We start from the raw sequence: 23,289 nt of genomic DNA, 5'->3' as shown, positions 1-23,289 counted from the left end.
TCTTATCCTTCTTTGATGCTTTTCCTTACCCTTCTATAATTTCTTTCAGTTTTCTTAGGTCCTTCATATTTGTCTTTTTCATCATCGAAGCCATAAAAGGTGAAACCAGTTTTGAAAACCCCTTTGGTTCACCCTGGTTCTTCAGCGTCATCAGTGTTGTGTTTGAGTCAATTGATTTCCATGTGTATGTAGTCTTCATCGGAAATGGCCCTTCTGAGGTTTGCATCACCAATTTCATTCCTGGGACATACTCTACGATCTCATAAATATAAGCAAGATCCCGGCCAAGAAATTTTGCCTTAAACGCAATCTTTGAACCAAGATTTAACGGTTTCTTTGTGATCCATTCAGCGCAATCAATGTTCACATACCATTCAGGAGCGTTGTCTGGATTGGCTGCATATTCTGATACCCTCTCAACCGGGGATTTAATTTCTATTTCTGTCTGGACGTCTACCAATATAATTCCTCCAAATTTTAGCCTTATCAAACATTATAATATAATTTACGTCAGAGTCGTCTATCAGCTTGCAGTTTCTTCTTGCAGACGCAGGAAAGCTTGAAAATAAACCCGCAGTGGAATATTCTTAAATGTATACTTCATATTTAAGGATGGGATTAACCTGCGTATCAATAAATTCATCAGCGAAACTGGTAAAACGTCAAGGCGTGGCGCTGACAGGCTCATTGAGGAAGGGCGAGTGTCGATCAATGGGAAGATTGCGCAAATCGGCAGCCAGGTTGAGCCTGGCGATGTCGTTAAGCTAAATGGCGAAGAAATCAGGATGACGCAAAACTATGTATATATTGCTTTGAATAAACCGGTCGGCATCACCAGTACGACTGAAAGGCATGTGAAGGGCAATATCATCGACCTTGTCAATCACCCGCTAAGGATATTCAACATCGGACGACTTGATAAGGATTCTGAAGGTTTGATCCTGCTGACGAATGACGGAGATATTGTCAATGAAATCCTACGTGCTGAAAACAAGCATGAAAAAGAGTATATTGTTTCAGTAGACAAGCCAATAACGCCTGAATTCGTCAAGGCTATGTCCGAAGGCGTCAGGATCCTGGGAACGAAAACATTGCCTGCAAAGGTTGTTCAGCTTTCAAAATACGAGTTCAATATCATCCTTACACAAGGATTGAACAGGCAGATCCGCCGGATGTGTGAAACCCTTGGATACCAAGTCCTCAGGCTTCAGCGCATCCGAATCATGAACATCCATCTCGGAAACCTGCCAATTGGTCAATGGCGTGACTTGACGAAGAAAGAGAAAAAGCAGCTTTTCAGCGAATTGGATTACGAGCCAAAGGAATGGTAAAAGGATGAGCGACTCCGCTCATCCTTTTTCTTTTAAATAGATGCCGCTCTGTGCTGGTTGTTTTTTTATATTGCGCTTTCTTTGAAAATAGGTTGTATTCTATGAGGATGCTTGCAAAAGCTGAGATGAGATAAGTAAGTATGTTCAACGCCATGAAGAGGTGGATTTGAATGATGCCAAAGAAGACTCCGCCAAGCACCGGTCCCAAAACAGCGGAAAGAAGTTTATTGTCGATGAGAGAGTTTTTGTGTTAATTGTTATTCTAATCTAGGTATAATAATAAAATTTTCCCAAGGTATATTGGATTCTAATGATAATATTAGGGTAGCTAACTTGAAGAACTTAAGTTCTTCAATTGAAGTGAAAATATGTTTTATTGGGTTTTATTTATATCAGTGGCTCTCTATCTAATTAGTTTTATCATAAATAAAAAACACGACCAAGTATTTTCGGGGACTTCCATACATATCAGATGGTGGTTTAGCACTGCAACTATTGTATCTCTATCCATCTGTATAGAGCAATTAACAAATGGAGCCCAAAACATAAAGATGTTGGTTTATGTCTTAATCTTCGGTTTTTTTCTAATAATTTCCTGGGCAACAAAAGATGGCTAATAAAATGACAAACATTGATTTTATCAGTTATTTTCCAGTAGAAAGGTTTTTAAACCAATTCAAAAAGACCTGATACTGAAAGTCAGGTCTCTCGAACGGAAGGTTATCGAACACCAGTAGAAAGTACTTTGAAAAGCTGTTTCTGTTTCCGATAAAGCTCATGCGCTTCTTCTATGGTGATTCCGACTAAGCGGATTTTTATTCCCGGCATTGCCTGGGCAAGCAGAGGAATATCAACAGAAATCACGGTGGCAATCCTGGCATAGCCGCCTGTGGTCTGTCGTTCTGCCATCAAAATGATTGGCTGCCCGTTAGATGGAACCTGGACTCCTCCTGCTGGAATGGCATCAGAGATGATATCAGCTCCGCCAATATGGCCAAGCTCGGGGCCTTCAAGGCGATACCCCATTCTGTTTGACTGGGGTGATACCGTGTATTCAGCTGACAAAAATCGCTCTATTGTGTCTGGATGAAATTTTTCCAGATGAGGGCCGGGAATCACCCGTATTTCAAGCTCGGATTTATACTCAGGAATAAAGTCTTTATGTAGAAACCGATTTTTCCGGACATAGGGCCATCCAAACAATACATCCCCTGACTCCAGTGCCCGGCCATTATAGCCACCCATCGTTCCATTAACAAACGTGGACTTGCTGTCTAGCACCAGCGGGATATCAATACCGCCAGCAAAGGCAATATACGCCCTCGCCCCGCTTTCTACTTTACCAAATGACAGAATGTCTCCTTTTCTAAAAACAAAGCTTTTCCACATCGATACTTCCTTCTTGTTCACCATCGGCTGAAGATTCCCTCCGCAAATTGCAATAGCCACATTGCTCAATGCTTCAAGACTGGGTCCGAGTATCGCCGCTTCCAGCCCTGCTTCACCAAGAGGGTTCCCGACAAGCAGATTGGCCATCTGCAAAGAATAAGAATCCATCGCTCCAGAAGGACTGATACCATACTGCTGATAGCCAGTTCTTCCTAAATCTTGTACTGTTGTCTGCAGGCCGGGCTTAAGTACTTTAAACAAGGGGGCCGTCATTTGGCATCACAGCCTCTGCCGACTTCGATACCTTCCGCTTTTAAAGCCTCTTTCAACTTTACTGCAAAGTCTAGTGCCCGAGGTTCATCCCCGTGGATACAGATTGTATCTGCCTTGATTTCAATGTCTGCCCCGTCAACTGCCTCTACTCTTCCTTCGCGTACCATCCGGATCACTCTTTTGATTGCTAAATCAGGATCGTGGATAATCGCATTAGGGTGTGAACGCGGCGCCAGCGAACCATCAGGCTGATAGCTTCGGTCAGCAAATACTTCTTGCGACACCTGCAGGCCTTTTTCCCTTCCTGCTTTCACTAGCGAGCTGCCTGCGAGACCGAATAAAACTAGTGTTGGATCGACAACTGCCACAGCACCAGCAACCGCATCGGCGATTGATTTATCGTTTACAGCCATATTGTACAGTGCGCCATGAGGCTTTACATGAACTACTTTTGTGCCGCAAGTCTTCGCTATCGCAGCAAGAGCGCCAATCTGGTAAATCGTCAGATTGTAAACTTCCTCAGCACTCATCTTCATTTCTCTCCTGCCGAATCCATGCAAGTCAGGAAAGCCGGGATGTGCGCCGATCTTCACTCCATATACTTTTGCCATTTTCACCGTCTCCATCATGACATTATGGTCGCCTGCATGATAGCCGCAGGCAATATTGGCAGATGTGATATGCTTTAACACTTCCTTGTCATTGCCAATTTTAAATAATCCGTAGCTTTCGCCTAAATCACAGTTAAGATCAACTGATAACACTTTCCTCACCTCTTTTCACACCTTTTTACCTGGTAGGCATCGCCCATTTGTTTTATCGTTAAAAATTGCTCCTTACTGATTGGTACAAATTTAATATAATGACCGGGACTGAACAGGAACGGTTCCTCCTTCTCCAGGGAAAACAAGGTTACTGGAGTAGTGCCAATGACCCTCCATCCTGAAGGAACGTCAGCAGGATAAATACCTGTCTGGTTCCCGCCAATCCCGACAGCACCTGGCATCACATTTTGCCTTGGCTTCTCAAGTCTTGGAACAGCCAGCTTTTCAGGCAAACCTCCAAGGTACGGGAACCCCGGCATGAATCCTATCATATAGATGAGATATTCTCTATTAGCATGAAGATTGATGACTTCCTGCTCGTCCAGGCCATGATAATCAGCGACATAAGCCAAATCCTGGCCCCATTCTCCGCCATAACATACCGGGATTTCATAGACAAGCGGCCTTTCTGGCTTAGATTTTCCAGGAGACAGACTGACTTTTTCAAGCTCAGCTTTAAGAGAGTCATAGGCGATGACTTCAGGTTGATAATAAATCGTCAGGGACGTATAGGCAGGTACCCACTCTACAATGCCTCTAACCTTTTCTTTTTCCAGCTTGCTAACGAAGCGCTGTATTCGCCAGTTCGTTTCTTCATTGATTTCATTACCGAATGACAAAACAACCGCCAAATCACCCAGCGGCGAGATTACATACTCCATCCTTTCTCTCCTTTTAAAAATGCCAGACAAGTTTCATCTGGCATCATAGCTTATTGTCGTACTCCAACCGTGGCACAAGTCTCAACAATTACCTTCAGTGCTTTGGCCATTGTTTCCTGTGGCAATGAAGGCAGGGATGGATTGAGTGCTGCCATTTTCGTCGATGCAGGAAAATGGATAAATCCAGCCTTGATGTGCAGATTATTTTTCCTGATATGATTTAAAACAGCGTATAAGGTGTTATTGCAGATAAATGTACCGGCACTGTTCGATACCGCAGCAGGAATTCCCATTTCCTTTAGATTCTTCTCAATCAGACGGTTCGGCAAGGTAGTGAACAAGCCGTCAGGTCCATCATCGTCAATCATTTCATCTGTTGGGATATTCCCTTTATTATCAGGATAAGGGTCACCGGAACCTGTATCCTTCACATTGATTCCGATTCGCTCTGGAGTAATCGCCGTCCTGCCTGCTGCTAAACCACAGGAAATCACCACATCAGGCTGGATATCTTCCATTTTTTTAATCAACTCTTCCGCGCACTCATCATAATTAACCGGCAATAGGATCGTTGAGATTTCAACATTCTCCATCTCAAACTTTTCCGCTTCCAGCAACAATTCCTCAGTAGGATTGATCTTCATTTTTCCAAACGGCTCAAAGCCGGAAATAAGTATTTTCATTTCGCAGACCTCGTTTCTCGGTTTAGACTTAAATTGGATGTATTAAAAATTTTACTATAGTTAACAATGGATATATACCTTTTAAACTCGTAAAATTGGCTTTAGTTTTAATATTCTAATAAATGATAGGTGATCAAGTGGAAATAGAATACGGCAAAGCAACAGAAAGTGAATTGCAGGAGATTTTTAGCATGGCAGGTGTGAATAGGGCCGAGGCTACAGGAATACAGGCAGATAATAATAAAGAAGAGATGATAGCTGCCTATGAAAATTCCCTGGACCATGGGGCTTACTTTCTTGTTGCGAGAACTCAGGAGTCTTTGATTGGCTGGGTACTGGTCGACCGGAGCCTGGACTGGTTCACTCATAAGGAGATTGGCTGGATCAGTGATGTGTATGTAAAACAAGAGTACAGGCAGAATGGGGTCGCAAAATCCTTGATTGATCAAAGTCTGGTGGAATTCAAGCACCTTGGCTATGATGATGTCCGCTTGAATGTATTTTCTTTTAATCAAAAAGCGATTTCCTTATATGAGAAAGTAGGCTTCAAGGACGTCAGCAAATTTATGGGGATAGAAATATAGGCAAGAATCACTCATCCAATTGTAAATAATGCTAAGGAAATATTCCTAAATAATTTTATAAATCCATTACTCACTTTATACAAAAGTGAAATAGGCTCTAAACATTTCTCAGTTAATCTATCATTGTTACATAAATCAGATAGAGGAGATGGAGAAATGAAGAAAACATTAATTGGAACTGGAGTTGCCTTAACCCTTATGCTTAGTCCTTTCCAACAGACCTTTGCTGCTGAACCCACCACTGGTGAATTGAGGCAGTTCGATACTGTCGCCCACCGCGGAGCTGCAGGTTATGCACCAGAAAACACAATCGCCGCATTTGATAAGGGACTGGAAATGAAGGCTGATTACATTGAAATCGATGTTCAGCGCAGCAAGGATGGCGAACTGGTTGTCATTCATGACACTACTGTAGATCGGACAACAGATGGTACTGGGAAAGTTGGCGACTTGACCCTTGAAGAACTACGCAGCCTTGATGCCGGGAGCTTCAAAGGCGAGCATTTTGCCGGTGAAAAAATCCCTACCTTCGAAGAAATACTCGACCGCTATCACGGAAAAATTGGCATATTAATAGAATTGAAGGCACCTGAGCTTTATCCTGGAATCGAAGAAGAAGTGGCGCAGGAATTGCAGGAAAGAAACCTGGACAAGCCGCAAAATGACAAGATTATCATTCAATCATTTAACTTTGAATCCATGAAAAAGATGGATGCATTGCTTCCAAAAGTACCGATTGGTGTCTTAACCTATTCCAGTCTCCATACAACGGATGCTGCCCTTCAAGAATTCGCAAAATACGCTGATTTGATCAACCCAAGTTATGGACTCGTTTCAAAGGAACTTGTCGATAAAGTCCACAGTCTTGGAATGGAGATCCAATCCTGGACAGTACGAAGCCCGGAAGCCGCTCAATTCCTGATTGATATGAAGGTGGATGGCATTATTACGGATTACCCGGATTATGTCGATCCGCGCAATTAAGCTAAAAAACCTGTCCTGATCAGGACAGGTTTTTTAGTTTGTTTTTATATATTTAATAATAAAATTAAATTTGTTAATTATTTTTTTATTAAATATTTGCATTTTTAATTTTTATATATATCATATACCTACATAACACCGGAAGGAGGCAGTCATGGCATATCCTGTACTAACAACTTGTCCTGTTTGCAGCCAAACCCTTAAAATCACCAAGCTGAAATGCAATCACTGTGATACGACCATTGAAAATGAATTCGAACTTTCAAAGCTTGCTTCTTTAACAAAGGAACAACTTCATTTCGTTGAAACCTTCCTTGTATCCCGCGGAAATATTAAAGAAGTGGAAAAAGAGCTCGGAATTTCCTATCCGACTGTCCGGGGAAAGCTTAACGATATTATTACTGCCCTTGGATATGATACTCAAAAGAAAAATGAGCTGGATGAGAAGAAAATCGTTACGATGCTGGAGAAGGGTGAAATATCTCCAGAAGATGCAATCAAACTTTTAAAAGGTGAATAGGAGGAATTGTGATGAGTGAAGAAATTTCAAAGATTTTAACGATGGTACAAGAAGGAAAAATTGATTCTGAAAAAGGTGCCCAACTGATTGCCGTACTCAAGGAAAAAGAAACTCCTGCCTTACCTAACAAACAAAATAAATACTTAGATAAAACATTAAAAATCCGTGTTGTATCCAAGGAAAATGACAATGTAAACGTTAATGTGCCGATCAAACTTGTAAAAGCACTTCTCAAAACCGGACACAGCATCGCTGCAGGCATCCCTCAATCCCAGCAATACGTCAAGGACCTCGATATCAACTTGCTGATCGAAGCAATCGAAAATGAGCTGGACGGCAACATCGTTGACATCCAATCAGCAAACGGCGATACAGTTAAAGTCGTCATTGAGTAAAACAAATGATGAAAATAAAAATAAAAACTTCTAACAAGATCGCCTTCTCCCTCCCTGTCCCATACTCAATTTTAAAAGCTGCGAGTTCCATTCTAGCATCTAAAAAATTTCGGAACCAGATGCACAAATGGGCGAATCAGGATCTTGAGCATAAACATATTCCCGACGCGCTTTTCAATACTTTACTAAACAAGAAGCTGATGAATGAAATCATTCGAGAACTAGGCAAGCACAAAGGAACTGTGCTTGTTGATGTGAGATTGAATGATGGCACTGAGGTATTAGTAAAACTATAAAAGTAAGAAACCCTAGCTCCATTTATTGCGAAGCCAGGGTTTCTATCTATATCAGAACAACTTTTCAAAGCAAACATATAACTCATGTCCTTCAGGCTTTCCATTCATCATTACTTTTCCGGTAATCTTATAACCCCTTTTTTCATAAAAGCGGACCGCTCCTTCATTCCCGGAGTATGTATCAAGCCGGAGCGCACCGTATCCGTGACCCTTTGCAAATTCCTCGGCAAACTGCAGCATCTTGCTGCCATATCCACCACCTTGTGCAGATGGGTCTACACAAAACGAATGGAGAATCAACGGCTTACCATTTGTTCCTGTCCAGTCTGCATTCTCCCATTCCGAAGCCTGCCACTCATCGAGCACCATCACGCCAAAGGTGTCCTCTCCTTTTTTCAATACAAACAACTCTTCACCCTGCATTGCATTCTCAAAATACTCACGGTTGGGGTATTTTTCATCCCATTGTAAAATGCCTCTCGACTCAAGGTACTCTTTGCATTCCGAAAACATGTCTCCGATGACAGGCAAATCCTCTTCGGTTGCCCGTTCAATTTGTTCTACAGCCATCATTTTACTCCTTCACTGCACTTTATTCGCTGTCAGGCGTTATGTTAAAAAAGTTGGCACTTTTATTCTTTTTCTTTTCTTCGTTTTTCTTATCATCCATTTTCCCGTCGGATTCATAGCTTAATTTAAATTGATGATCCTTCTTTTTCATTCCCATCCCTCCTAAATTGAAATACTTACATCTCCGTCCTCGCTTATTTCCACTGTTGAATAGCTTTCAAAAGGCTCCATGCTCTTAAGCTCCATCTTGCCATCATCCATTAACGATGCCATATAACGGTCATAAGCATCACGATTTTTAACTATGTGGTAATAATAAACACGCTTTCCTTCCGAAAAATCTTCGTCTTTTAGTATAAATTGAGTTCCAAACCTGTTAGAAAACCACTCGCTTGCTTCTTCGTGAGTACTAAAGTCAGGCAGGCTCCCATCAAGTTCGTCTATATCTATATTCAAACTGATCACTCCTTTGTTATAGACTTATCGGCACTTCTCTCCACTTTGAGATTTAAAGAAATAGCTGCAAAATTACCTTGTTTAAAAGATAGTTTGTGCCTTTTATTACCTCTAAATGCATAGAAAGCACCGGTTTCTAAGAAACCGGTGCTGGTCGCAGTCTTTTAATAAGCAAAGTGGTGATTGCCTATTTGTTTGGTCACTGTCCTCGTGAAAATCCAATGATCAGTCGCAAGCTCTGGATTGTAATAATAAACCGACCCATAAGAAGGATCCCATCCAAGCATGGCATCCTTTACTGCATGGTACGCTGTATCGTTCGGCAGAAGATTAAACTGGCCATCATTTACCGCTGTAAAGGCATTTCTTTGAAATACGACATCATGAACTGTGTCAGGAAAGTCATCAGAATCAACCCTGTTTAAAATCACCGCTGCCACTGCAACTTGTCCCTGGTAGCTCTCACCCCGGGATTCCCCATATACAACATGAGCCATCGTCTCTATTTCCTGAATAAGCCTGGATGTCTTCGGACCGACGCCTCCAATCGGTTCAAGGCCAAAGTCCCTTTGAAGTTGCTTCACTGCTTCAGTAGTGATTGGCCCATAGTAGCCAGTTGTCGTCGTATTAAAATAGCCGAGCTTTTTCAAAATAGATTGAACATATGTGACATCGGACCCAACTGACCCCATTCCAATGGTTGCTGCCTGAGCTCCTGGCTGTCCAAAAACAAGGATAGCAAAAATGACAAATGCAGCTGCCAGGCTTTTTATGTACTTCTTCAAAATCTCCACTCCCATTTCTTTTAACTTGTATGTATGATCCTTTCCAGCGGACTAACAAGAGCACCTCCTTTTTTCATATCCATATACCATTCCCTGTTATCCAAATGGAAAACTCGTACAAAAGAATGGAAATGGTTATTGTTAATGGTATAAATTTCATATTCCCATATCTTTTTTCATTATCTTAACGTTATTAGAATATACTGTAAAAATATTTAGCTTTACGAAGGTTTATAATTATCCGATAATTAAGTAGTAGAAAATATACGAAACCGAGAGGCAAAGAGTATGTGGAGAAACAAGAATGTTTGGATTTTATTGACCGGTGAGTTTATAGCCGGGTTAGGACTTTGGCTAGGTATCATAGGGAATCTTGAGTTTATGCAGGAAAAGATTCCTTCTGACTTTTTAAAATCGCTGCTGCTTGCAGCTGGACTACTGGCTGGGATTTTAGTTGGACCTATGGCGGGAAGGCTGACTGACCAGTACAGCAAAAAGGCTGTCATGCTGATATCTGGTTTCGTGCGGATAATCAGTGTCGTGTTCATGCTGATCGCCATTCAAACTGGGTCTGTATGGTGGATGCTTATCTTCCTCGTGTTATTGCAAATATCCGCCGCTTTTTACTTTCCGGCACTCCAGGCAGCAATCCCACTTGTTGTTAGTGAGAAGGACTTATTGCAGCTGAATGGAATCCATATGAATGTCTCCACCTTGTCTCGTATTATCGGGACTGCCGCTGCAGGAATTTTGCTAGTGGCCATTCCTTTAAATGCTGTATATCTCCTTTCGATGGCTGCCTACATCGTCCTATTTGGACTGACCTGGTTTTTACAGTTTGACGAAAACAAAAAGGCCTCTTCAGTCATAAAGGACGGACAAAAACAAGGCTTCAAAGACGTGTTTCCTGTCATCGTCAAGCTGCCGATTGTAATGATGACCTTGATCTTAACCTTGATTCCGCTCATTTTCCTGGGAGGCTTTAACCTCGTCGTGATCAATATAAGTGAACTCCAGGACAGTAGTGCCATCAAAGGCTGGATCTATACAGCAGAAGGTCTCGCCTTCATGAGCGGAGCTTTTTTGATCAAACGAATCAGCTATAAATTTTCACCGTATAAAATTTTGTTTGCAAGCTCGCTGCTAATCGGCTTCTCCCAGCTGATGCTCTATTTTGCCAATCAGCCATTCTTGACAATCATCGCATTTCTAATGTTCGGATTTTCAGTAGGGTGCTTCTTCCCGACAGCAGCTACTATTTTCCAGACTCGAGTGCCTAAGGACTACCATGGCCGTTTCTTCTCGTTCAGGAATATGATGGATCGCGTCTTCTTCCAGGTCGTCCTGTTGATGACTGGATTCCTTCTCGATGCAGTCGGCCTCCAGAATATGAGCGTCATGTTTGGTGCATTGTCGATTGTAATGACTGCGGTCTTTTTCATTAGGTCACGCAATTTAAGAGCCTCCGCGGAAACTGAGCAAAGCGTAAGCTAGTAAATTATACGAAAAGCTGCCATGAAAACACTGGCAGCTTTTTGTTTTTTACATGGTGAGTTAGGAGATAGCGAAAATTGATATTATGACGGACATTTTTCTCTTTGATTAACTATTTTCTGTCCGTCATCGGGGCTATGACGGACACTTTTCTTTTAAAACCCAAAATTCTTATCCTTCATTTCGAACACTAGTAGATTATAAGTTTTTCATCAATGCTTAATTAAGGAGCTTTTTATAGCATAAATTTTAGTGGTATCAGATTATACGAGAAAAGGAGTGCAAATGACCATGGACTCTATCGTGATCCTTATCGGCTTGACATTTATAATGGCATTATTTTTTTATGGAATTAATATTCATTTCCCTCATTCAGCAAAACTGAAGTACTATGTAGCACTAGTTTTGTTTGCACTAGGCTGTTTGGGCTGGCTTTCAGTCTTACTTAGATATGGCTGGCTGTTAACCGCAGTCATAAGTTCGTGGTTGTTGGTATTATCGGTAATAGCAATTTCGATTGCCTTATTAATGGATCTCTACGATAAGAAAAGAAACAAGCCAATCCTTAATGTTTGAAACTTGTGTTCCTGGCAATCCGTATACATAGATAAGGACTCGTTTTAGGAGTGATATTAATGTCGTTATTTATCGGGATCCAGCTTTTTATGATTGTGTTGTTCCTGTTCTTCAGCTGGGCAATCGTGAAAAAAGAATGGTACTGGCTGATTTCTAATTTCAATGGCAAACCGAAGGATGAGCAGCAGCAATTAATCAAGAATGGGTATCCACAAAGAGTCGGGAAGCTGATGCTCGCTACTGCCGTGGGAATGGGCGTTTTGCTGCCTTTAAGCTACACATCTTTCCAATATTCCATCGAGGTCCAGCTCGGTTTCATGATGGTGTTCCTTCTAGGCGGTCTCATTTACCTTTCCAAATATGAAATAAAAGAGAAGCGAAGGCGCAGCTATATCTTCAGTACCCTTCTCGCCATTGGTACTATTGGGTTCCTAGTGGGCCTTTTCTTTGTAGGGTACCAGGACTTTGAACTGAAGGACTATGAGGATTCCTTTGAAATCACTGGCATGTATGGCGGAGAATGGGAATACGCAGAAATTCGTCATGTTGAACTTTTAGAGGATATGCCAGAAGTGACACGGAAACAAAATGGGTTCGGTCTTGCCATGATGGCAAAAGGCCATTTCAAGGTAAAAGATTACGGAAGCAGCCTGCTTTTTATCCACAAAGGCTCTGCACCTTTTTTATTCATCGAAACAGATACTAACAAGATTTTCATCAACAGCAAGAGTCCAGCTGAAACAGAAGGATGGCATAATATTCTTGCTGAGAAATCTAAGTAAGGGTGTCCCGTGAACACGGACACTCTTTATTTAAATTTGATTTCATACACCTTTTTCTCCGTCAGGATATATCGCCTGGTTAGCTTCCGGACAAGCTTCCTCTCAATCTGAAATTCCATGTCAGCGGCATTACCTTCCCCAGCCATCAGACAAATATCCTCTTCGTATTAACTAAGCTTAGAAGGACTTTGTCATACGGTCCATTTATTGGAATGAATATTCAGGTCATCTTGTTTGACTTCATCACTTACTAATAGTAACCTGAATAATGCTTACAAAAAGTAACTACACCTTTGGAGGAATAGATAATGATTAATTCTGAGACAAGCCTGTCCACGGTAATACGCGAACGGCGTTCTGTCAGAAAATATAACCCCAACTTTAAAATTTCAAGAGAAGAGATTTTAGATATATTAAAGGAAGCTGCCCTGTCACCATCTTCAAGTAATCTCCAGCCATGGAAGTTCCTCGTCATACAGGACGAGGAAACAAAAAAAGAACTAAGAATGATTGCCAATAATCAGGAGCAGGTCGAAACCTCTTCAGCAGTTATTGCGGTTCTTGGCGACAGAGAAATGTATCGTAATGCCGAAAAAGTATACCGCGGTTCATTTGAAGCTGGATATATGGACGAGACAACCATGAACAGAATGATTGAGAATACTAATAAATTATACCCTTCTGCTCCCGTTGGTATAAGGGAGAACATCGCTTCTTTCGATGCCGGTCTTGTATCGATGCAGCTCATGCTGATTGCCAGAGCCAGAGGTTATGATACTGTACCAATGGGCGGATTCAACAAGCAGCAATTCATTGAAAGATTCAACATTGATGCACGCTATATGCCTGTCCTGCTGCTGTCTCTTGGCAAGGCTGCTGCACCTGGGCATCCAACAACTCGGCTTTCGATCGAGGAAATCGTAGAATTTATATAAGCTCATAGAAAAGATAGAAAAGAACTAGTCCGCGGACTAGTTCTTTTTATTACTTCTTAGGAATTTCACAACCATCGTCATCACAAATCATGCTGTCATCATTGTTCAAGATGGTGATTTCATTCTCGGCAATGACTTTTTTCAATGACTGGACTATAACATCAGTCGGCTGTGCGCCTGTAATGGCATACTTCTTATTGATAAGGAAGAATGGTACACCTGTGATTCCGTACTGCTGGCCAGTGCTTTCATCAGAACGGACTTCATCAGCCATTTCATTGCTAGCAAGCATTTTTTCTACTGCTTCACGGTCAAGGCCAACTTCTACAGCCAATTCAGTCAATGTTGCATGGTCCCCAATATGCTTCGATTCGGTAAAATAGGCACGTAGAATTCTTTCGGTCATCTCTGCCATCATTCCATGCTTTTTCGCAAACATCGTCAAACGGTGAGCATCAAAAGTATTGGTTAAAATAAGTGTGTCCATATTATATTCCAGGCCAGATTCCTTGGCCATTTGCACCATGTTTTGCGTGCTCGCTTTCGCCTGGGCAATGCTCATCCCATATTTCTTCGCTAAAGCTTCGTAAATATTATACTCAATGTCCCGTCCCATGTTCGGATCAAGCTCGAAGCATCGATACGTCACTTCAATCGGGTGATCGATCTGATTAATAGCGTCATCCAGACGCCTTTTGCCAATATAGCAGAACGGTCAAGCAAAGTCTGTCCACATTTCAATCTGCATGATGGATCCCTCCAGTTCGTTATTTCCCCCTATAGTATAGGTGTTAAGCTTGTAAAATACACGAAATTCGACTCGGAGAGAATGGACTATCCAATGCCCAGAAACCATTTATTCAATTTCATATACCAGCCAGTCTGACTGGCTTCCGCCCATTTTATTGTAAAGCCCTTGAGCAGCATAATTATCCTTGGCCGTTTCCCAAGTCATATAAGCGAAGTTATTTCCCCTGATATGTGCGAGGCATTTTTCAAAGAGCTGCTCTCCTGCTTTTTGGCCTCTTGCCTCGGCTGAAACAAATAAGTCATTTAAAATTGCCGCCCGTTTTACCTGTAGAGTACTGAAAGTATAATACAGGGTTGCGAATCCCACAATTTCTCCTTCTCTTTCAGCCACAAACTGCAACCCTGAGTCTGGATGATCCAGCAAGTGTTGAATCAAATTTTTCAATTCTGCTTCATTTGGTTCTGGTTTTTTGTAAAAACCAACAATGTATTGGGTCATTAAATCGTATAACTTTGGAATGTCTCGTTCTTCAGCAGGTCGTATAGTCAGTTCTGCCATGCTCTCGCCTCCGGAAATATATTTTCTCAAGATCTATAGACTCTTTTACGATGTACAGTTTATGCTGATGGACGCCAAGAATAGTCAAGATTTCCTGTCTGCTCTTCTCCTCAAAATATCTATTCCAAACAAACATCTTCCTGAAAATCTTAAAAGTCGGAGCGTAATTTGCCTTTTCAAGTCCAAGCTTTTGCAAGATGAATCTTCGGATGATCCTGTATTTCCTTTTTCCATAGGAAATGTCCAAAAATATGATCATATCCGCGTTTTCAAAGCTTTCCGCAACCCACTCGTAATGAACACCCTCGATAATCCACGAATCGGCTTTAACGATTGATTGCAAATATTCATCTCGTTCCTTTTCGCTTCGTCTAATATCCCCCCTATCGGTTCTTTTCCAGACAACATTGTCGAGCTCATAGTGCGGCAAATCGAATCTGGTTGACAGACTCCTGGCCAGGGTCGTCTTTCCGCTTCCGACAGAACCAATGATATGGATTTTCTTCATTTGATCATTTGTCATAAAACATCATCACTTTGTCTATAGTTAAATTTCAAATTCTCTTCTTAACTGGTATTTCCTCTTTTTTCGCAAAAATAAAAAAGCTGCCTGAGCAGCTTTTTCGAATTTATGCATTTTGCATTGTCTGGATCTCTTTGAATGCCTGATGAAGATTTGATTTTACCATTATACCCTCGAGGTTGAGGCCCAGCGTCACCATTGTATGGGCAACCTCAGGACGGATGCCGGTCATGATGGTCTTTACCCCAACTAGCGACAGGGCATTGATGACCTTGAACAGCTGGTCCGCAACCATCGTATCGACGATCATGACTCCAGAAACATCAAAGATCAGGTGAGTAAGCTTGAGTTTTACAGCCTGGTCCAGTGTTTCTTCCATCAACAGCTGCGCCCTTTCAGTATCAACGTTCCCGACAAGAGGCAATACACCGACACCAGGCAGTAACGGAACAACCGGTACTGACAGTTCCAGCAATGCAGTTTTTGCATTTTCAAGGCTCTTTTGATGCGCGTCGACAAACGTTAGGCTGAAGCTGTATATAGCATGGTCCATTAATGGATCAATGATATCTAATACCCCAAAGATGGCAGAAGCGGACATATCCTTTGCTTCTTCTTTGATTGCCTTCCAGATATGATCACGGTAATAGCTAGTATCTTTAAGAGCTTCATCAAGAGAGGCGCCCAGCTTATAGATATACTCTCCGGTTTCCTTACCCCAGGTTGTAATTTTAGCAAATACCTTTTCCTGGTCTTCATGCTCAATCAATGCCTGACCGAATATTTCAATGAAGTTCGCTCGAATCTCTAGGATCTGTTGTTCAATTTTGCCAAGATCATATTTTTGAGCTTCTGTTAAAACAGCTTCAGAATACCTGTCTTCGTGGACAGCTTTGGCGATTTCGTGCTTCCTGCTGACAATTGCTTCCCCTAATGCTTGCAGTTCTGTGGTCATTTAGATTCCTCCATGTGTTCAAAGACAATTTTATATATACTTCTACGGATTCTATTCCAAAATGCACTGTTATAACCCATCATAACGCAGGGTTAGAATGCAGGACAAGTTTTTGAACTTATGGACGTTCACCGACCTCGTTTGCGAAACGAGTGAACCAGCTTCTTTTTTCTTATCTAGCTTTCTATTCGGAATTTATGTAATTTAAAAAGAGGACTGCGGCCATTCAAGATTAGTTAATAGTTGGCAGCATTCCTCTTTTATAACAATATGCAATTAAATTCATCGCAGGCACTGGCATTTTTTTCGGGAAGCGTTGATGCCTGTAATATTTATAAAAAGCTGTTTTCAAGTCCTCCCACTGAGAACATCGCTTCGTCTGCCGGAATCGAGCCACATCTATAAGCTTGATTTCATCATCAGGAGTGATGATGATGTTCCGCAGATGTATGTCGGAGGGGTTCAAGCCTTTCTCTCTTGCAAGCGTAAGGGCATGATCGACTTCCTCAATATGGCCGGCGGCAATCGGCATGCCATTTACCAAACATTGATAGAGTGTCATGCCCTGGACATAATCCATGACCAAATAATTGCTTCCCGATTCATGGAGTGAAGGGAAAAATGGATTTCCAGCAAGCTCCTTATAAATCTCGGCTTCTTCTGCTGCAACCTTCTCAAACTGAGGAAAAAAAACCTTTATAACAAGGTCTGTTCCGCTGATTCTGAACGCGAACGCACTTCTGCCCTCTCCAACCAGCTTCAGTGATGAATCTTTATGAACCAAAGCTGCTTTTGATCCTCGGATGGAATAAACAACACTATTTGCCAGATGTTCATATTGATTCATTTCTCTCGCTCCTTTCATAGTTTGCCCGAACGGTAGTAACAGGTTGTGTTCCACACTCACAGATACCCAGTTCAGCCCTTAACCACCTTGATCATGTCTTCATCCCAGCTTTCGGTTCCCTGTTTAAAGACCAGCTTTGTTTTAAAATGATAAGAGATATCCTTGTTTGAAGGAGGCACATCCGCGGGAAGCAGGAAGCTGAACGGCACTTCATCATCACCATCTGGCTGAATCCTCAACTGTATATCAATTGTTACAGTATCCAGTACATTTTCTGCTTCTGTCTTCAAGTTAACCATGACAAGGGCACACTCAATTAGCTGGAGGTCCTGGTCAACCGTCCCTCCCTTTATCAAAAACTTCCCATTCACCGAATCACCAGGGATTAAAACATCTTTCTCCAAAATCAGGTCAATCTGGGCGGAACCTACTCCTAGCAATGACATATACTTTCGCAATAGCATCCTGGTCCTCCATTTATGTTTACTTTTTTAGGTTGGTGTATTTCTCATCAAGCCGCTTCTCAATTATCTCGATCCGCTTTTGGTCTGCTAATAATTCTTCCTTGTTCTTTTTTACCAATTCATTAAAACTAAGCTGTAATCTCTTCACAAAATCACACTCCAATACTTAAATTTATGTTTAACCGCAGGAAAACGCCTCTGATAAGACTATTTTTTGCCAGTTTCATTGCAATACATCTCTGTGCTTTCTCCATAAAAAAACTCCACCCGCTTAGGTGAAGGTCTGGAAAACAAATAAAGACCTTCACCAAATATGGCAAAGGTCTTGCTAACAACGGTCGTTGCCAACAAAGCCGGGAGTGATCTCCGTAATGACGACTCTGTTGTGAAAGCTACTCCCCTTTAGGAGAACTATTCAAATGTATACGATTATGATAAATGACAACTCAAAATCTGTCAAATACATCACCAGTATTAACAGTCTTTTTGGGTGGCCTTTTGCCTGCTTTTACTTACCGTTATTTTCCCCTTTTTCTTAGTTGGAATCTTCATCGCTGTCATCATCTTTTTGCTCATCATTATCTTCTTCTTGTTTTTGTTTATTCTTTTTGGCTTCTTCCTGTTTTCTTGCTGCTTCTTGTCTCTTTTCTTCAGCTTTCTTTGCTGCTTCACGTTTTTGTTCTTCTGCTTTTTTCTCAGCTTCCGCTTTCTTTTCAGCAGCCTTCTTTGCTGCCTCTTCTGCCTTCTTTACAGCTTCAGCTTTCTTTTCTTCTGCTTTTGTGACACTATTCTTAGTGTTAGTTTTTGTTTCAGTGGTACTAGCTGATGCGACACTCACTTGCTGTTCAGTCGTTTGCTCAGTTGAAGTTGTGTCTTCATTTTCATCTTCAGTAACCGCTGCTTCGCCTGGCTGTTCTGCTTCTTCAGTGCCCTCTTCGGATCCATCAGTTTCTGCTTCTTCATCTGTTTCTTCTTCGGAAGCCTGTTTTTTCCCTGATGCAAGTCCTTTCATCTTTGATGGATGGACACCAAGCTGCTTAGCTGCCTGTCCGAATCCAACTTTCTCCTCTGTATATAAAGAAGCGATTTCCTCTACTGTTTTCCCAGCTGCTTCTGCAAGCCAGAAGATTTGAGCGATTTGGCCGTACCCTAGCTCTTGTTCTCGCAGCTGGGAAACCATTTCCTGATCCAGGCCCTTTACAACGTTAGCAACCACCTTCGCTTTTTCCGTTGCTTCTTCAACCTCTTCCTTTAGCTCATCTTCAAGCTCCTCAGTAAGTTCATCCTTAACTTCAGAAACGTTTTCCAGCTCTTCAGTCAGTTCGTCTTCACCTTCAGAATCAGTCTGTTCTTCTACAATTACTTCTGTGACCTTCTCTTCAGCTGCCTCAAGAGCTTCTAAATATTCTTGAAACGCTTGTTGGACGAATTCTGTTTTTTCTTCTTCTGACATTGCGGTAGCTTCAGCCAGTCTCTCGTTCGCGAATTCAAGGAGGAGCTGGGCTTCTTTTTCATCATCGAAGGTGACTAAAAGCTTCAATTCCTCAAATAATTGGTCAAACGTAAACAAAAACTCATCTGGTGTCGTGCCCGGGTCTACCGTTTCAACTACCTCACTTGCAGATGCTGCCGTCCCAAATGCAAGCACTCCGGTCAAAATTGTTGATGCTAAAAGCTTCTTCATTCCAATACCCCCACTATTTTTAATATTGGAATTAAAATCGACATAAAAAAGTGCTGTCCGAGAGCAGCACACATACATTGGCTATGTGATTCTTCGGCAACTGGCTGGCATGGTCGACGACTTTAGCCCCTGTAGCTTTGCGCCCCCAGATTTCCCTAGGTTTGCCATTATCGGATTTTAATTCTACTTTTATCTTACTTTTTCGACAGACAAAAAGAAATAGAAATGTTTAAAAAAGACTATAATTCAAAGTATTTGGGTAATTATACCCATCTACTTGGCTTCCTCGCCGAATTTGCCTTCCTGATAATCGCGGTAAGCCTGGCGAATCTCCTCCATCGAATTCATCACGAACGGTCCGTAGGCGACCACTTCCTCTTTGATTGGCTTCCCGGAATATACCAATACTTTTGAGCGCTTGTTCGCTTTCAGCATTAGTTCGCTTGTACCTTCGCCTCCGTCATTAAATGTCAAAGTCGCCGCAGAAGACTTTTGAAGATTTGTTTGGCTTGAGCCGGCATCGACTTCACCTGAAAGTATATATAGGAACGCGTTATGCGATTCCGGCAATTCATATGTGAAATTCGCCCCCTCAGCTAGCTGAATTTCTGATAGGGTAAATGGCACTCTTGATTCGAGAGGCCCTTTCACTCCGGCAGTTTCTCCTGAATACACCTTTAAAGTTCCGCCTTCAAACTGGACAACTGGTGCATTTTCGGAATACACGTTTTGATAAGAAGTCGTTGTGCCTTTCAACTCCTTAGGCAGGTTCAGCCAGAGCTGCAGTGTATGCGCTATGTCATTGTCCACTGCCTCTTCAGCATGTCGCGCACCGCTGCCTGCATTCATATACTGGATGTCACCAGATTCCAGAATGCTGTGTCCGCCATGGTTGTCAATGTGCTCAAGCCTTCCGTCAATGATATACGTGATTGTCTGGAAGCCACGATGCGGGTGATCAGAAAATGTCCCACGTTTAAACCAGTCTTCCGCCATTAGAATGAATGGATCCAACTCCCTCCAGTTTTGTGGGTTCAGCACTAGTCCTGCCTGGACATGCGGCATCCCTCTCTCTTCATATTGAACTGTCCAATGTTTCTTGATATCTCTTTTGAACATCTTACCCCTCCTGACTTGTTTCAACAGCATATTAATTTATTTACTTTTAGTAAGTATAACTCTTAACAGGTCAATCCAACAAAAAAAGCGCCCCCTGCATACTGGAGATAAGCAAGGGTAACGTTTTAACTCGTAGTTTCACCGATTATTGTATTTCACTGAGACGTTCAATCGTCTTTGCCAGAAGGGCTGTCCGTTTTGGTGTTCCAAATCTCACCCCCTAAGGGATTTCATAAAAGACTTCATTTTTTACCAGAGATATAGTGGGATATCCTTTAAGAAACCCACTAGCTCCTTTTTTGATTTATTTACACAATAAAAGTAGTAGACTAATAACTAAACAGATTACTCAAAAGGAAAGGTTGAATGAATATAGAATAGGCAGGGAAGTACATATGAATAATCATCTAGTTTTCAATTGGGTAGGAAATCGGGAGAGTTTTGTAGACGAGCCGAGTATTATTGAACTGGGCAATATGATCATTGGCCGATACGGAGGTAATTCCAGTGCAGGTCAATACAAAAATGAGGATGGATGCTTCGTTATGTCAAATCCTGAACAAGATTGGGAGTTTGTGATTCTTTTAGATGCCCACAATAGCTCAGAAAGCGCTGAACTGATTGTTGAAGCCTTCAGTCAAATAAAAGGGGATGTCCAAGGTGCGCTATCACTTTCGACCAATGAGGCTTTTCAAAATCTGCAGCGTATTACCCTTAATCTTTTTCAAAGTGAAGATTTTTTAGAAGCTTGCGAGAGAATAAAAGGAGAAACCGCTTGCTTAATCGTGGCCAGGAAAGGCAACTACTGCTGGTGGTTTTCAGTTGGCGACTGCCTATTCTACTTGCATCATCCTGAACTTTCCTCCCTTGGCCAATATCAAGTGAACCAAAGGCATTTTTTTGAATGGATTGGTCAAGTAAATACCTTTAGCCAAGCTGTTCCTTGCTTCAGCAGCGGAGCAAAGGAATTGCGGAAAGGCGTCAATCATCTTCTTATGATAACGGATGGCCTGGTTGAGTGCCCAGGAGAACCATTCATTGAACCAAAAGCAATCTTTGGTGAGTTTTCCAATTCATCTAACAAAGACGGGGTATCGAGGTTACTTGATCGTATTCAAGCCAACAATGTACGCGATAGCACTACTATTATTTCTTGGGCTGTGTTGAACAAAGAAGAAGCTACAATTCCTAGTAATGAAAGATAGTAGAACACTTGGAATTTATCTAGCGCGTAAAATAGATGAAAACGCATGGATAAAGTCCATTTGAAAAATCAATTAAAAATTCTATATCCTCCCGGAAAGCAAAATCTGATTCGTCCATTTCGGCCACCTTTTTCCAAAACAGCCTTAATAAAAGACCTTCCATTCACATATATATCTTATCATTGCAGGACTTTTTCCCGGGGAGGTTCATAATGATCATTCATGTTGTCCAAAGAGGTGAATCACTGTGGCAAATCGCGAACAGATATCAAGTGACAATTCCACAGATTACTGATATTAACGGTCTCGAAAATCCAAATCAACTAGTGGTGGGCCAGGCCTTGCTCATTCCATCCCATGATACATTCCATTCAGTTCGATACGGCGAAGCATTATGGTCAATTGCCCAGCGTTACGGAACAACCATAGATGCCATCATCCAGGCGAATGCCATTACCAACCCTGCTCTTATCTACCCAGGCACCGTACTCCGCATACCCGCAACCCGCCACACCATTCAACGCGGTGAAACCCTATGGCACATATCCCAGCGCTATGGGGTAACAGTACAGGCAATCATTAAGGCCAATCAAATCCAAAATCCAAACCTTCTATATCCAGGGACCATTCTAGTCATTCCAAAACGGAAACCAACAATTGAATCAAATTCATTCACCTACCATTCCGACGAAAAAGCAATTGAGCTGGTAGGCGAAGTAGCCGACCTGATGACCTATATCGCTCCGTTCGCATACGTCATCCAGCCTGACGGGTCACTTGTCCTTTACATGAAGGATGATACCGAAGCTATCCAGACAGGACTGGCAAAAGGTGCACTGCCAATGATGTCGATCACCAACTTTACAGCGACTGAGGCTGGTGAGAATATCGCCCATGAAGTTCTGGCTAGTGAAGCAAATCGTACCACACTCCTCAACAATATCCTTTTTGTCATGCGTGAAAAAGGTTACCGTGGCTTAAATATAGACTTTGAAAATGTCCTGCCTGCTGATCGTGAGCTTTATAATACGTTTCTTCAGGAAGCAGTGGATGCTCTCCATAAGGAAGGCTATTTTGTATCAACTTCTCTTGCGCCAAAGATCAGTGCCGACCAGAAAGGATTATTATATGAAGCGCATGATTATCCCGCACACGGCAGAATAGCAGATTATGTCGTTTTGATGACCTACGAATGGGGCTACCGTTACGGTTCACCACAGGCTGTTTCGCCATTGAACGAAATCCGCAGAGTGCTAGATTACGCGATTACGGCTATTCCGAGGAATAAAATCCTGATGGGCTTTCAGCTATATGCCAGAGACTGGATCATCCCCCATGTACAGGGCCAGGAAGCTGAAACATACAGCCCACAGGAAGCAGTCAGCCGTGCCATCAAGTATGGAGCTGCAATTCAATATGACACAGTAGCCGCGTCACCATACTTCCGCTACACAGATGAACAGGGCCGCAAACACGAAGTATGGTTCGAAGACGCCCGCAGCGCACAGGCAAAGTTTGATTTGATCAAGCAATACAATCTGCGTGGTGTCAGTTACTGGGTCTTGGGTTACCCTTTCCCGCAAAACTGGGCATTGCTAGAGGATAATTTTAATATCAAAAAATTGACATAGTTATGATTAACAC

The 23,289-nt window shown here is 42.1% G+C and carries 30 protein-coding genes and 1 riboswitch; of the genes, 12 read left to right on the top strand and 18 right to left on the bottom strand.

Annotated features, from left to right (window positions below):
- Positions 1-25: 25 nt before the first annotated feature.
- Positions 26-460, bottom strand: coding sequence for an SRPBCC family protein (locus DYI25_RS20175; protein WP_213372268.1), 435 nt, complete (start codon positions 458-460; stop codon positions 26-28).
- Positions 461-623: 163 nt separating this feature from the next.
- Between DYI25_RS20175 and rluF the strand changes: the two genes are divergently transcribed.
- Positions 624-1,331 carry a 23S rRNA pseudouridine(2604) synthase RluF gene (rluF, locus tag DYI25_RS20170; RefSeq protein WP_213372547.1) on the top strand — a complete coding sequence of 236 codons (708 nt, stop codon included), beginning with the start codon at positions 624-626 and terminating at the stop codon, positions 1,329-1,331.
- 720 nt (positions 1,332-2,051) lie between these two features.
- Here rluF and DYI25_RS20165 read toward each other — a convergent pair.
- From DYI25_RS20165 to DYI25_RS20150, 4 genes are read right to left on the bottom strand one after another with little or no spacing between them, the layout of a single operon-like run.
- Positions 2,052-2,981, bottom strand: a complete 930-nt coding sequence (locus tag DYI25_RS20165; protein WP_249745564.1) for a biotin-dependent carboxyltransferase family protein — start codon at positions 2,979-2,981, stop codon at positions 2,052-2,054.
- A gap of 8 nt (positions 2,982-2,989) precedes the next feature.
- A complete protein-coding gene (locus DYI25_RS20160) occupies positions 2,990-3,757 on the bottom strand; it encodes a LamB/YcsF family protein (protein ID WP_213372266.1) in 768 nt (255 codons plus the stop codon).
- A 5-nt stretch (positions 3,758-3,762) separates the two neighbouring features.
- Entirely contained in the window at positions 3,763-4,479 is a 717-nt protein-coding gene (gene pxpB, locus DYI25_RS20155) for a 5-oxoprolinase subunit PxpB (protein ID WP_213372265.1), read from the bottom strand.
- A gap of 50 nt (positions 4,480-4,529) precedes the next feature.
- On the bottom strand, positions 4,530-5,162 hold the full coding sequence (locus DYI25_RS20150; protein WP_213372264.1) for a pyroglutamyl-peptidase I: 633 nt from the start codon (positions 5,160-5,162) through the stop codon (positions 4,530-4,532).
- A gap of 122 nt (positions 5,163-5,284) precedes the next feature.
- Here DYI25_RS20150 and DYI25_RS20145 point away from each other — a divergent pair, with 122 nt between their 5' ends.
- The 5 genes from DYI25_RS20145 to DYI25_RS20125 all read left to right on the top strand — a co-directional run bounded on the left by DYI25_RS20145 (position 5,285) and on the right by DYI25_RS20125 (position 7,941).
- Positions 5,285-5,746, top strand: a complete 462-nt coding sequence (locus tag DYI25_RS20145; RefSeq protein ID WP_274609542.1) for a GNAT family N-acetyltransferase — start codon at positions 5,285-5,287, stop codon at positions 5,744-5,746.
- A 156-nt stretch (positions 5,747-5,902) separates the two neighbouring features.
- Positions 5,903-6,730, top strand: a complete 828-nt coding sequence (locus tag DYI25_RS20140) for a glycerophosphodiester phosphodiesterase (RefSeq protein WP_213372261.1) — start codon at positions 5,903-5,905, stop codon at positions 6,728-6,730.
- Between the two features lie 154 nt (positions 6,731-6,884).
- A complete protein-coding gene (locus DYI25_RS20135; protein WP_213372259.1) occupies positions 6,885-7,250 on the top strand; it encodes a DUF2089 domain-containing protein in 366 nt (121 codons plus the stop codon).
- A gap of 11 nt (positions 7,251-7,261) precedes the next feature.
- A complete protein-coding gene (locus DYI25_RS20130) occupies positions 7,262-7,645 on the top strand; it encodes an SHOCT-like domain-containing protein (RefSeq protein WP_213372257.1) in 384 nt (127 codons plus the stop codon).
- A 5-nt stretch (positions 7,646-7,650) separates the two neighbouring features.
- Positions 7,651-7,941 (top strand): hypothetical protein, encoded by a 291-nt coding sequence (locus tag DYI25_RS20125; protein ID WP_213372255.1) that lies wholly within the window; start codon positions 7,651-7,653, stop codon positions 7,939-7,941.
- Between the two features lie 51 nt (positions 7,942-7,992).
- Here the strand turns inward: DYI25_RS20125 and DYI25_RS20120 are convergent, their stop codons facing one another.
- From DYI25_RS20120 to DYI25_RS20110, 4 genes are all read right to left on the bottom strand, one after another.
- On the bottom strand, positions 7,993-8,511 hold the full coding sequence (locus tag DYI25_RS20120; RefSeq protein WP_213372253.1) for a GNAT family N-acetyltransferase: 519 nt from the start codon (positions 8,509-8,511) through the stop codon (positions 7,993-7,995).
- Between the two features lie 22 nt (positions 8,512-8,533).
- Positions 8,534-8,662, bottom strand: coding sequence for a hypothetical protein (locus DYI25_RS22700; protein ID WP_274609541.1), 129 nt, complete (start codon positions 8,660-8,662; stop codon positions 8,534-8,536).
- 11 nt (positions 8,663-8,673) lie between these two features.
- Positions 8,674-8,967: a hypothetical protein gene (locus DYI25_RS20115; RefSeq protein WP_213372251.1), complete on the bottom strand. Its 294-nt coding sequence runs from the start codon at positions 8,965-8,967 to the stop codon at positions 8,674-8,676.
- Between the two features lie 164 nt (positions 8,968-9,131).
- Positions 9,132-9,761 (bottom strand): cell wall hydrolase, encoded by a 630-nt coding sequence (locus DYI25_RS20110; protein ID WP_425374534.1) that lies wholly within the window; start codon positions 9,759-9,761, stop codon positions 9,132-9,134.
- Between the two features lie 279 nt (positions 9,762-10,040).
- Between DYI25_RS20110 and DYI25_RS20105 the strand changes: the two genes are divergently transcribed.
- The 4 genes from DYI25_RS20105 to DYI25_RS20090 all read left to right on the top strand — a co-directional run bounded on the left by DYI25_RS20105 (position 10,041) and on the right by DYI25_RS20090 (position 13,539).
- Positions 10,041-11,246, top strand: coding sequence for an MFS transporter (locus tag DYI25_RS20105; RefSeq protein ID WP_213372247.1), 1,206 nt, complete (start codon positions 10,041-10,043; stop codon positions 11,244-11,246).
- A 291-nt stretch (positions 11,247-11,537) separates the two neighbouring features.
- Positions 11,538-11,822, top strand: a complete 285-nt coding sequence (locus tag DYI25_RS20100; RefSeq protein ID WP_213372245.1) for a hypothetical protein — start codon at positions 11,538-11,540, stop codon at positions 11,820-11,822.
- A 59-nt stretch (positions 11,823-11,881) separates the two neighbouring features.
- Positions 11,882-12,604, top strand: coding sequence for a DUF3784 domain-containing protein (locus tag DYI25_RS20095; protein ID WP_213372243.1), 723 nt, complete (start codon positions 11,882-11,884; stop codon positions 12,602-12,604).
- Positions 12,605-12,912: 308 nt separating this feature from the next.
- Positions 12,913-13,539 carry a nitroreductase family protein gene (locus tag DYI25_RS20090; RefSeq protein WP_213372241.1) on the top strand — a complete coding sequence of 209 codons (627 nt, stop codon included), beginning with the start codon at positions 12,913-12,915 and terminating at the stop codon, positions 13,537-13,539.
- A 49-nt stretch (positions 13,540-13,588) separates the two neighbouring features.
- Here DYI25_RS20090 and DYI25_RS20085 read toward each other — a convergent pair whose 3' ends face one another.
- From DYI25_RS20085 to DYI25_RS20045, 9 genes are all read right to left on the bottom strand, one after another.
- On the bottom strand, positions 13,589-14,242 hold the full coding sequence (locus DYI25_RS20085; RefSeq protein ID WP_342032550.1) for a DsbA family oxidoreductase: 654 nt from the start codon (positions 14,240-14,242) through the stop codon (positions 13,589-13,591).
- A 153-nt stretch (positions 14,243-14,395) separates the two neighbouring features.
- Positions 14,396-14,848: a GNAT family N-acetyltransferase gene (locus tag DYI25_RS20080; RefSeq protein WP_213372237.1), complete on the bottom strand. Its 453-nt coding sequence runs from the start codon at positions 14,846-14,848 to the stop codon at positions 14,396-14,398.
- Entirely contained in the window at positions 14,820-15,371 is a 552-nt protein-coding gene (locus DYI25_RS20075) for an AAA family ATPase (RefSeq protein WP_213372235.1), read from the bottom strand. The genes DYI25_RS20080 and DYI25_RS20075 overlap by 29 nt, the downstream gene beginning before the upstream one ends.
- Positions 15,372-15,477: 106 nt before the next feature.
- A complete protein-coding gene (locus DYI25_RS20070) occupies positions 15,478-16,326 on the bottom strand; it encodes an STAS domain-containing protein (RefSeq protein ID WP_213372233.1) in 849 nt (282 codons plus the stop codon).
- A 232-nt stretch (positions 16,327-16,558) separates the two neighbouring features.
- Positions 16,559-17,173, bottom strand: coding sequence for a protein kinase family protein (locus tag DYI25_RS20065; RefSeq protein WP_213372231.1), 615 nt, complete (start codon positions 17,171-17,173; stop codon positions 16,559-16,561).
- Between the two features lie 71 nt (positions 17,174-17,244).
- Entirely contained in the window at positions 17,245-17,637 is a 393-nt protein-coding gene (locus DYI25_RS20060) for a sporulation protein (RefSeq protein WP_213372229.1), read from the bottom strand.
- Positions 17,638-17,656: 19 nt separating this feature from the next.
- Positions 17,657-17,785, bottom strand: coding sequence for an FbpB family small basic protein (locus tag DYI25_RS20055; protein ID WP_213372227.1), 129 nt, complete (start codon positions 17,783-17,785; stop codon positions 17,657-17,659).
- 387 nt (positions 17,786-18,172) lie between these two features.
- Positions 18,173-19,321, bottom strand: coding sequence for a DUF5667 domain-containing protein (locus tag DYI25_RS20050; protein ID WP_213372225.1), 1,149 nt, complete (start codon positions 19,319-19,321; stop codon positions 18,173-18,175).
- 92 nt (positions 19,322-19,413) lie between these two features.
- A riboswitch (cyclic di-GMP riboswitch) is annotated at positions 19,414-19,497 on the bottom strand.
- A 97-nt stretch (positions 19,498-19,594) separates the two neighbouring features.
- Entirely contained in the window at positions 19,595-20,440 is an 846-nt protein-coding gene (locus DYI25_RS20045) for a pirin family protein (RefSeq protein WP_213372223.1), read from the bottom strand.
- A 395-nt stretch (positions 20,441-20,835) separates the two neighbouring features.
- Here DYI25_RS20045 and DYI25_RS20040 point away from each other — a divergent pair, with 395 nt between their 5' ends.
- Positions 20,836-21,645 carry a protein phosphatase 2C domain-containing protein gene (locus DYI25_RS20040; RefSeq protein ID WP_213372221.1) on the top strand — a complete coding sequence of 270 codons (810 nt, stop codon included), beginning with the start codon at positions 20,836-20,838 and terminating at the stop codon, positions 21,643-21,645.
- A gap of 212 nt (positions 21,646-21,857) precedes the next feature.
- Positions 21,858-23,276, top strand: coding sequence for a LysM peptidoglycan-binding domain-containing protein (locus DYI25_RS20035; RefSeq protein WP_213372219.1), 1,419 nt, complete (start codon positions 21,858-21,860; stop codon positions 23,274-23,276).
- Positions 23,277-23,289: the final 13 nt, after the last annotated feature.

Source organism: Mesobacillus boroniphilus (genome assembly GCF_018424685.1).
GTDB classification, from domain to species: domain Bacteria; phylum Bacillota; class Bacilli; order Bacillales; family Cytobacillaceae; genus Mesobacillus; species Mesobacillus boroniphilus_A.
Note: the sequence above shows the minus strand (reverse complement) of the source record. Positions and strands in the feature narration are given on the sequence as shown.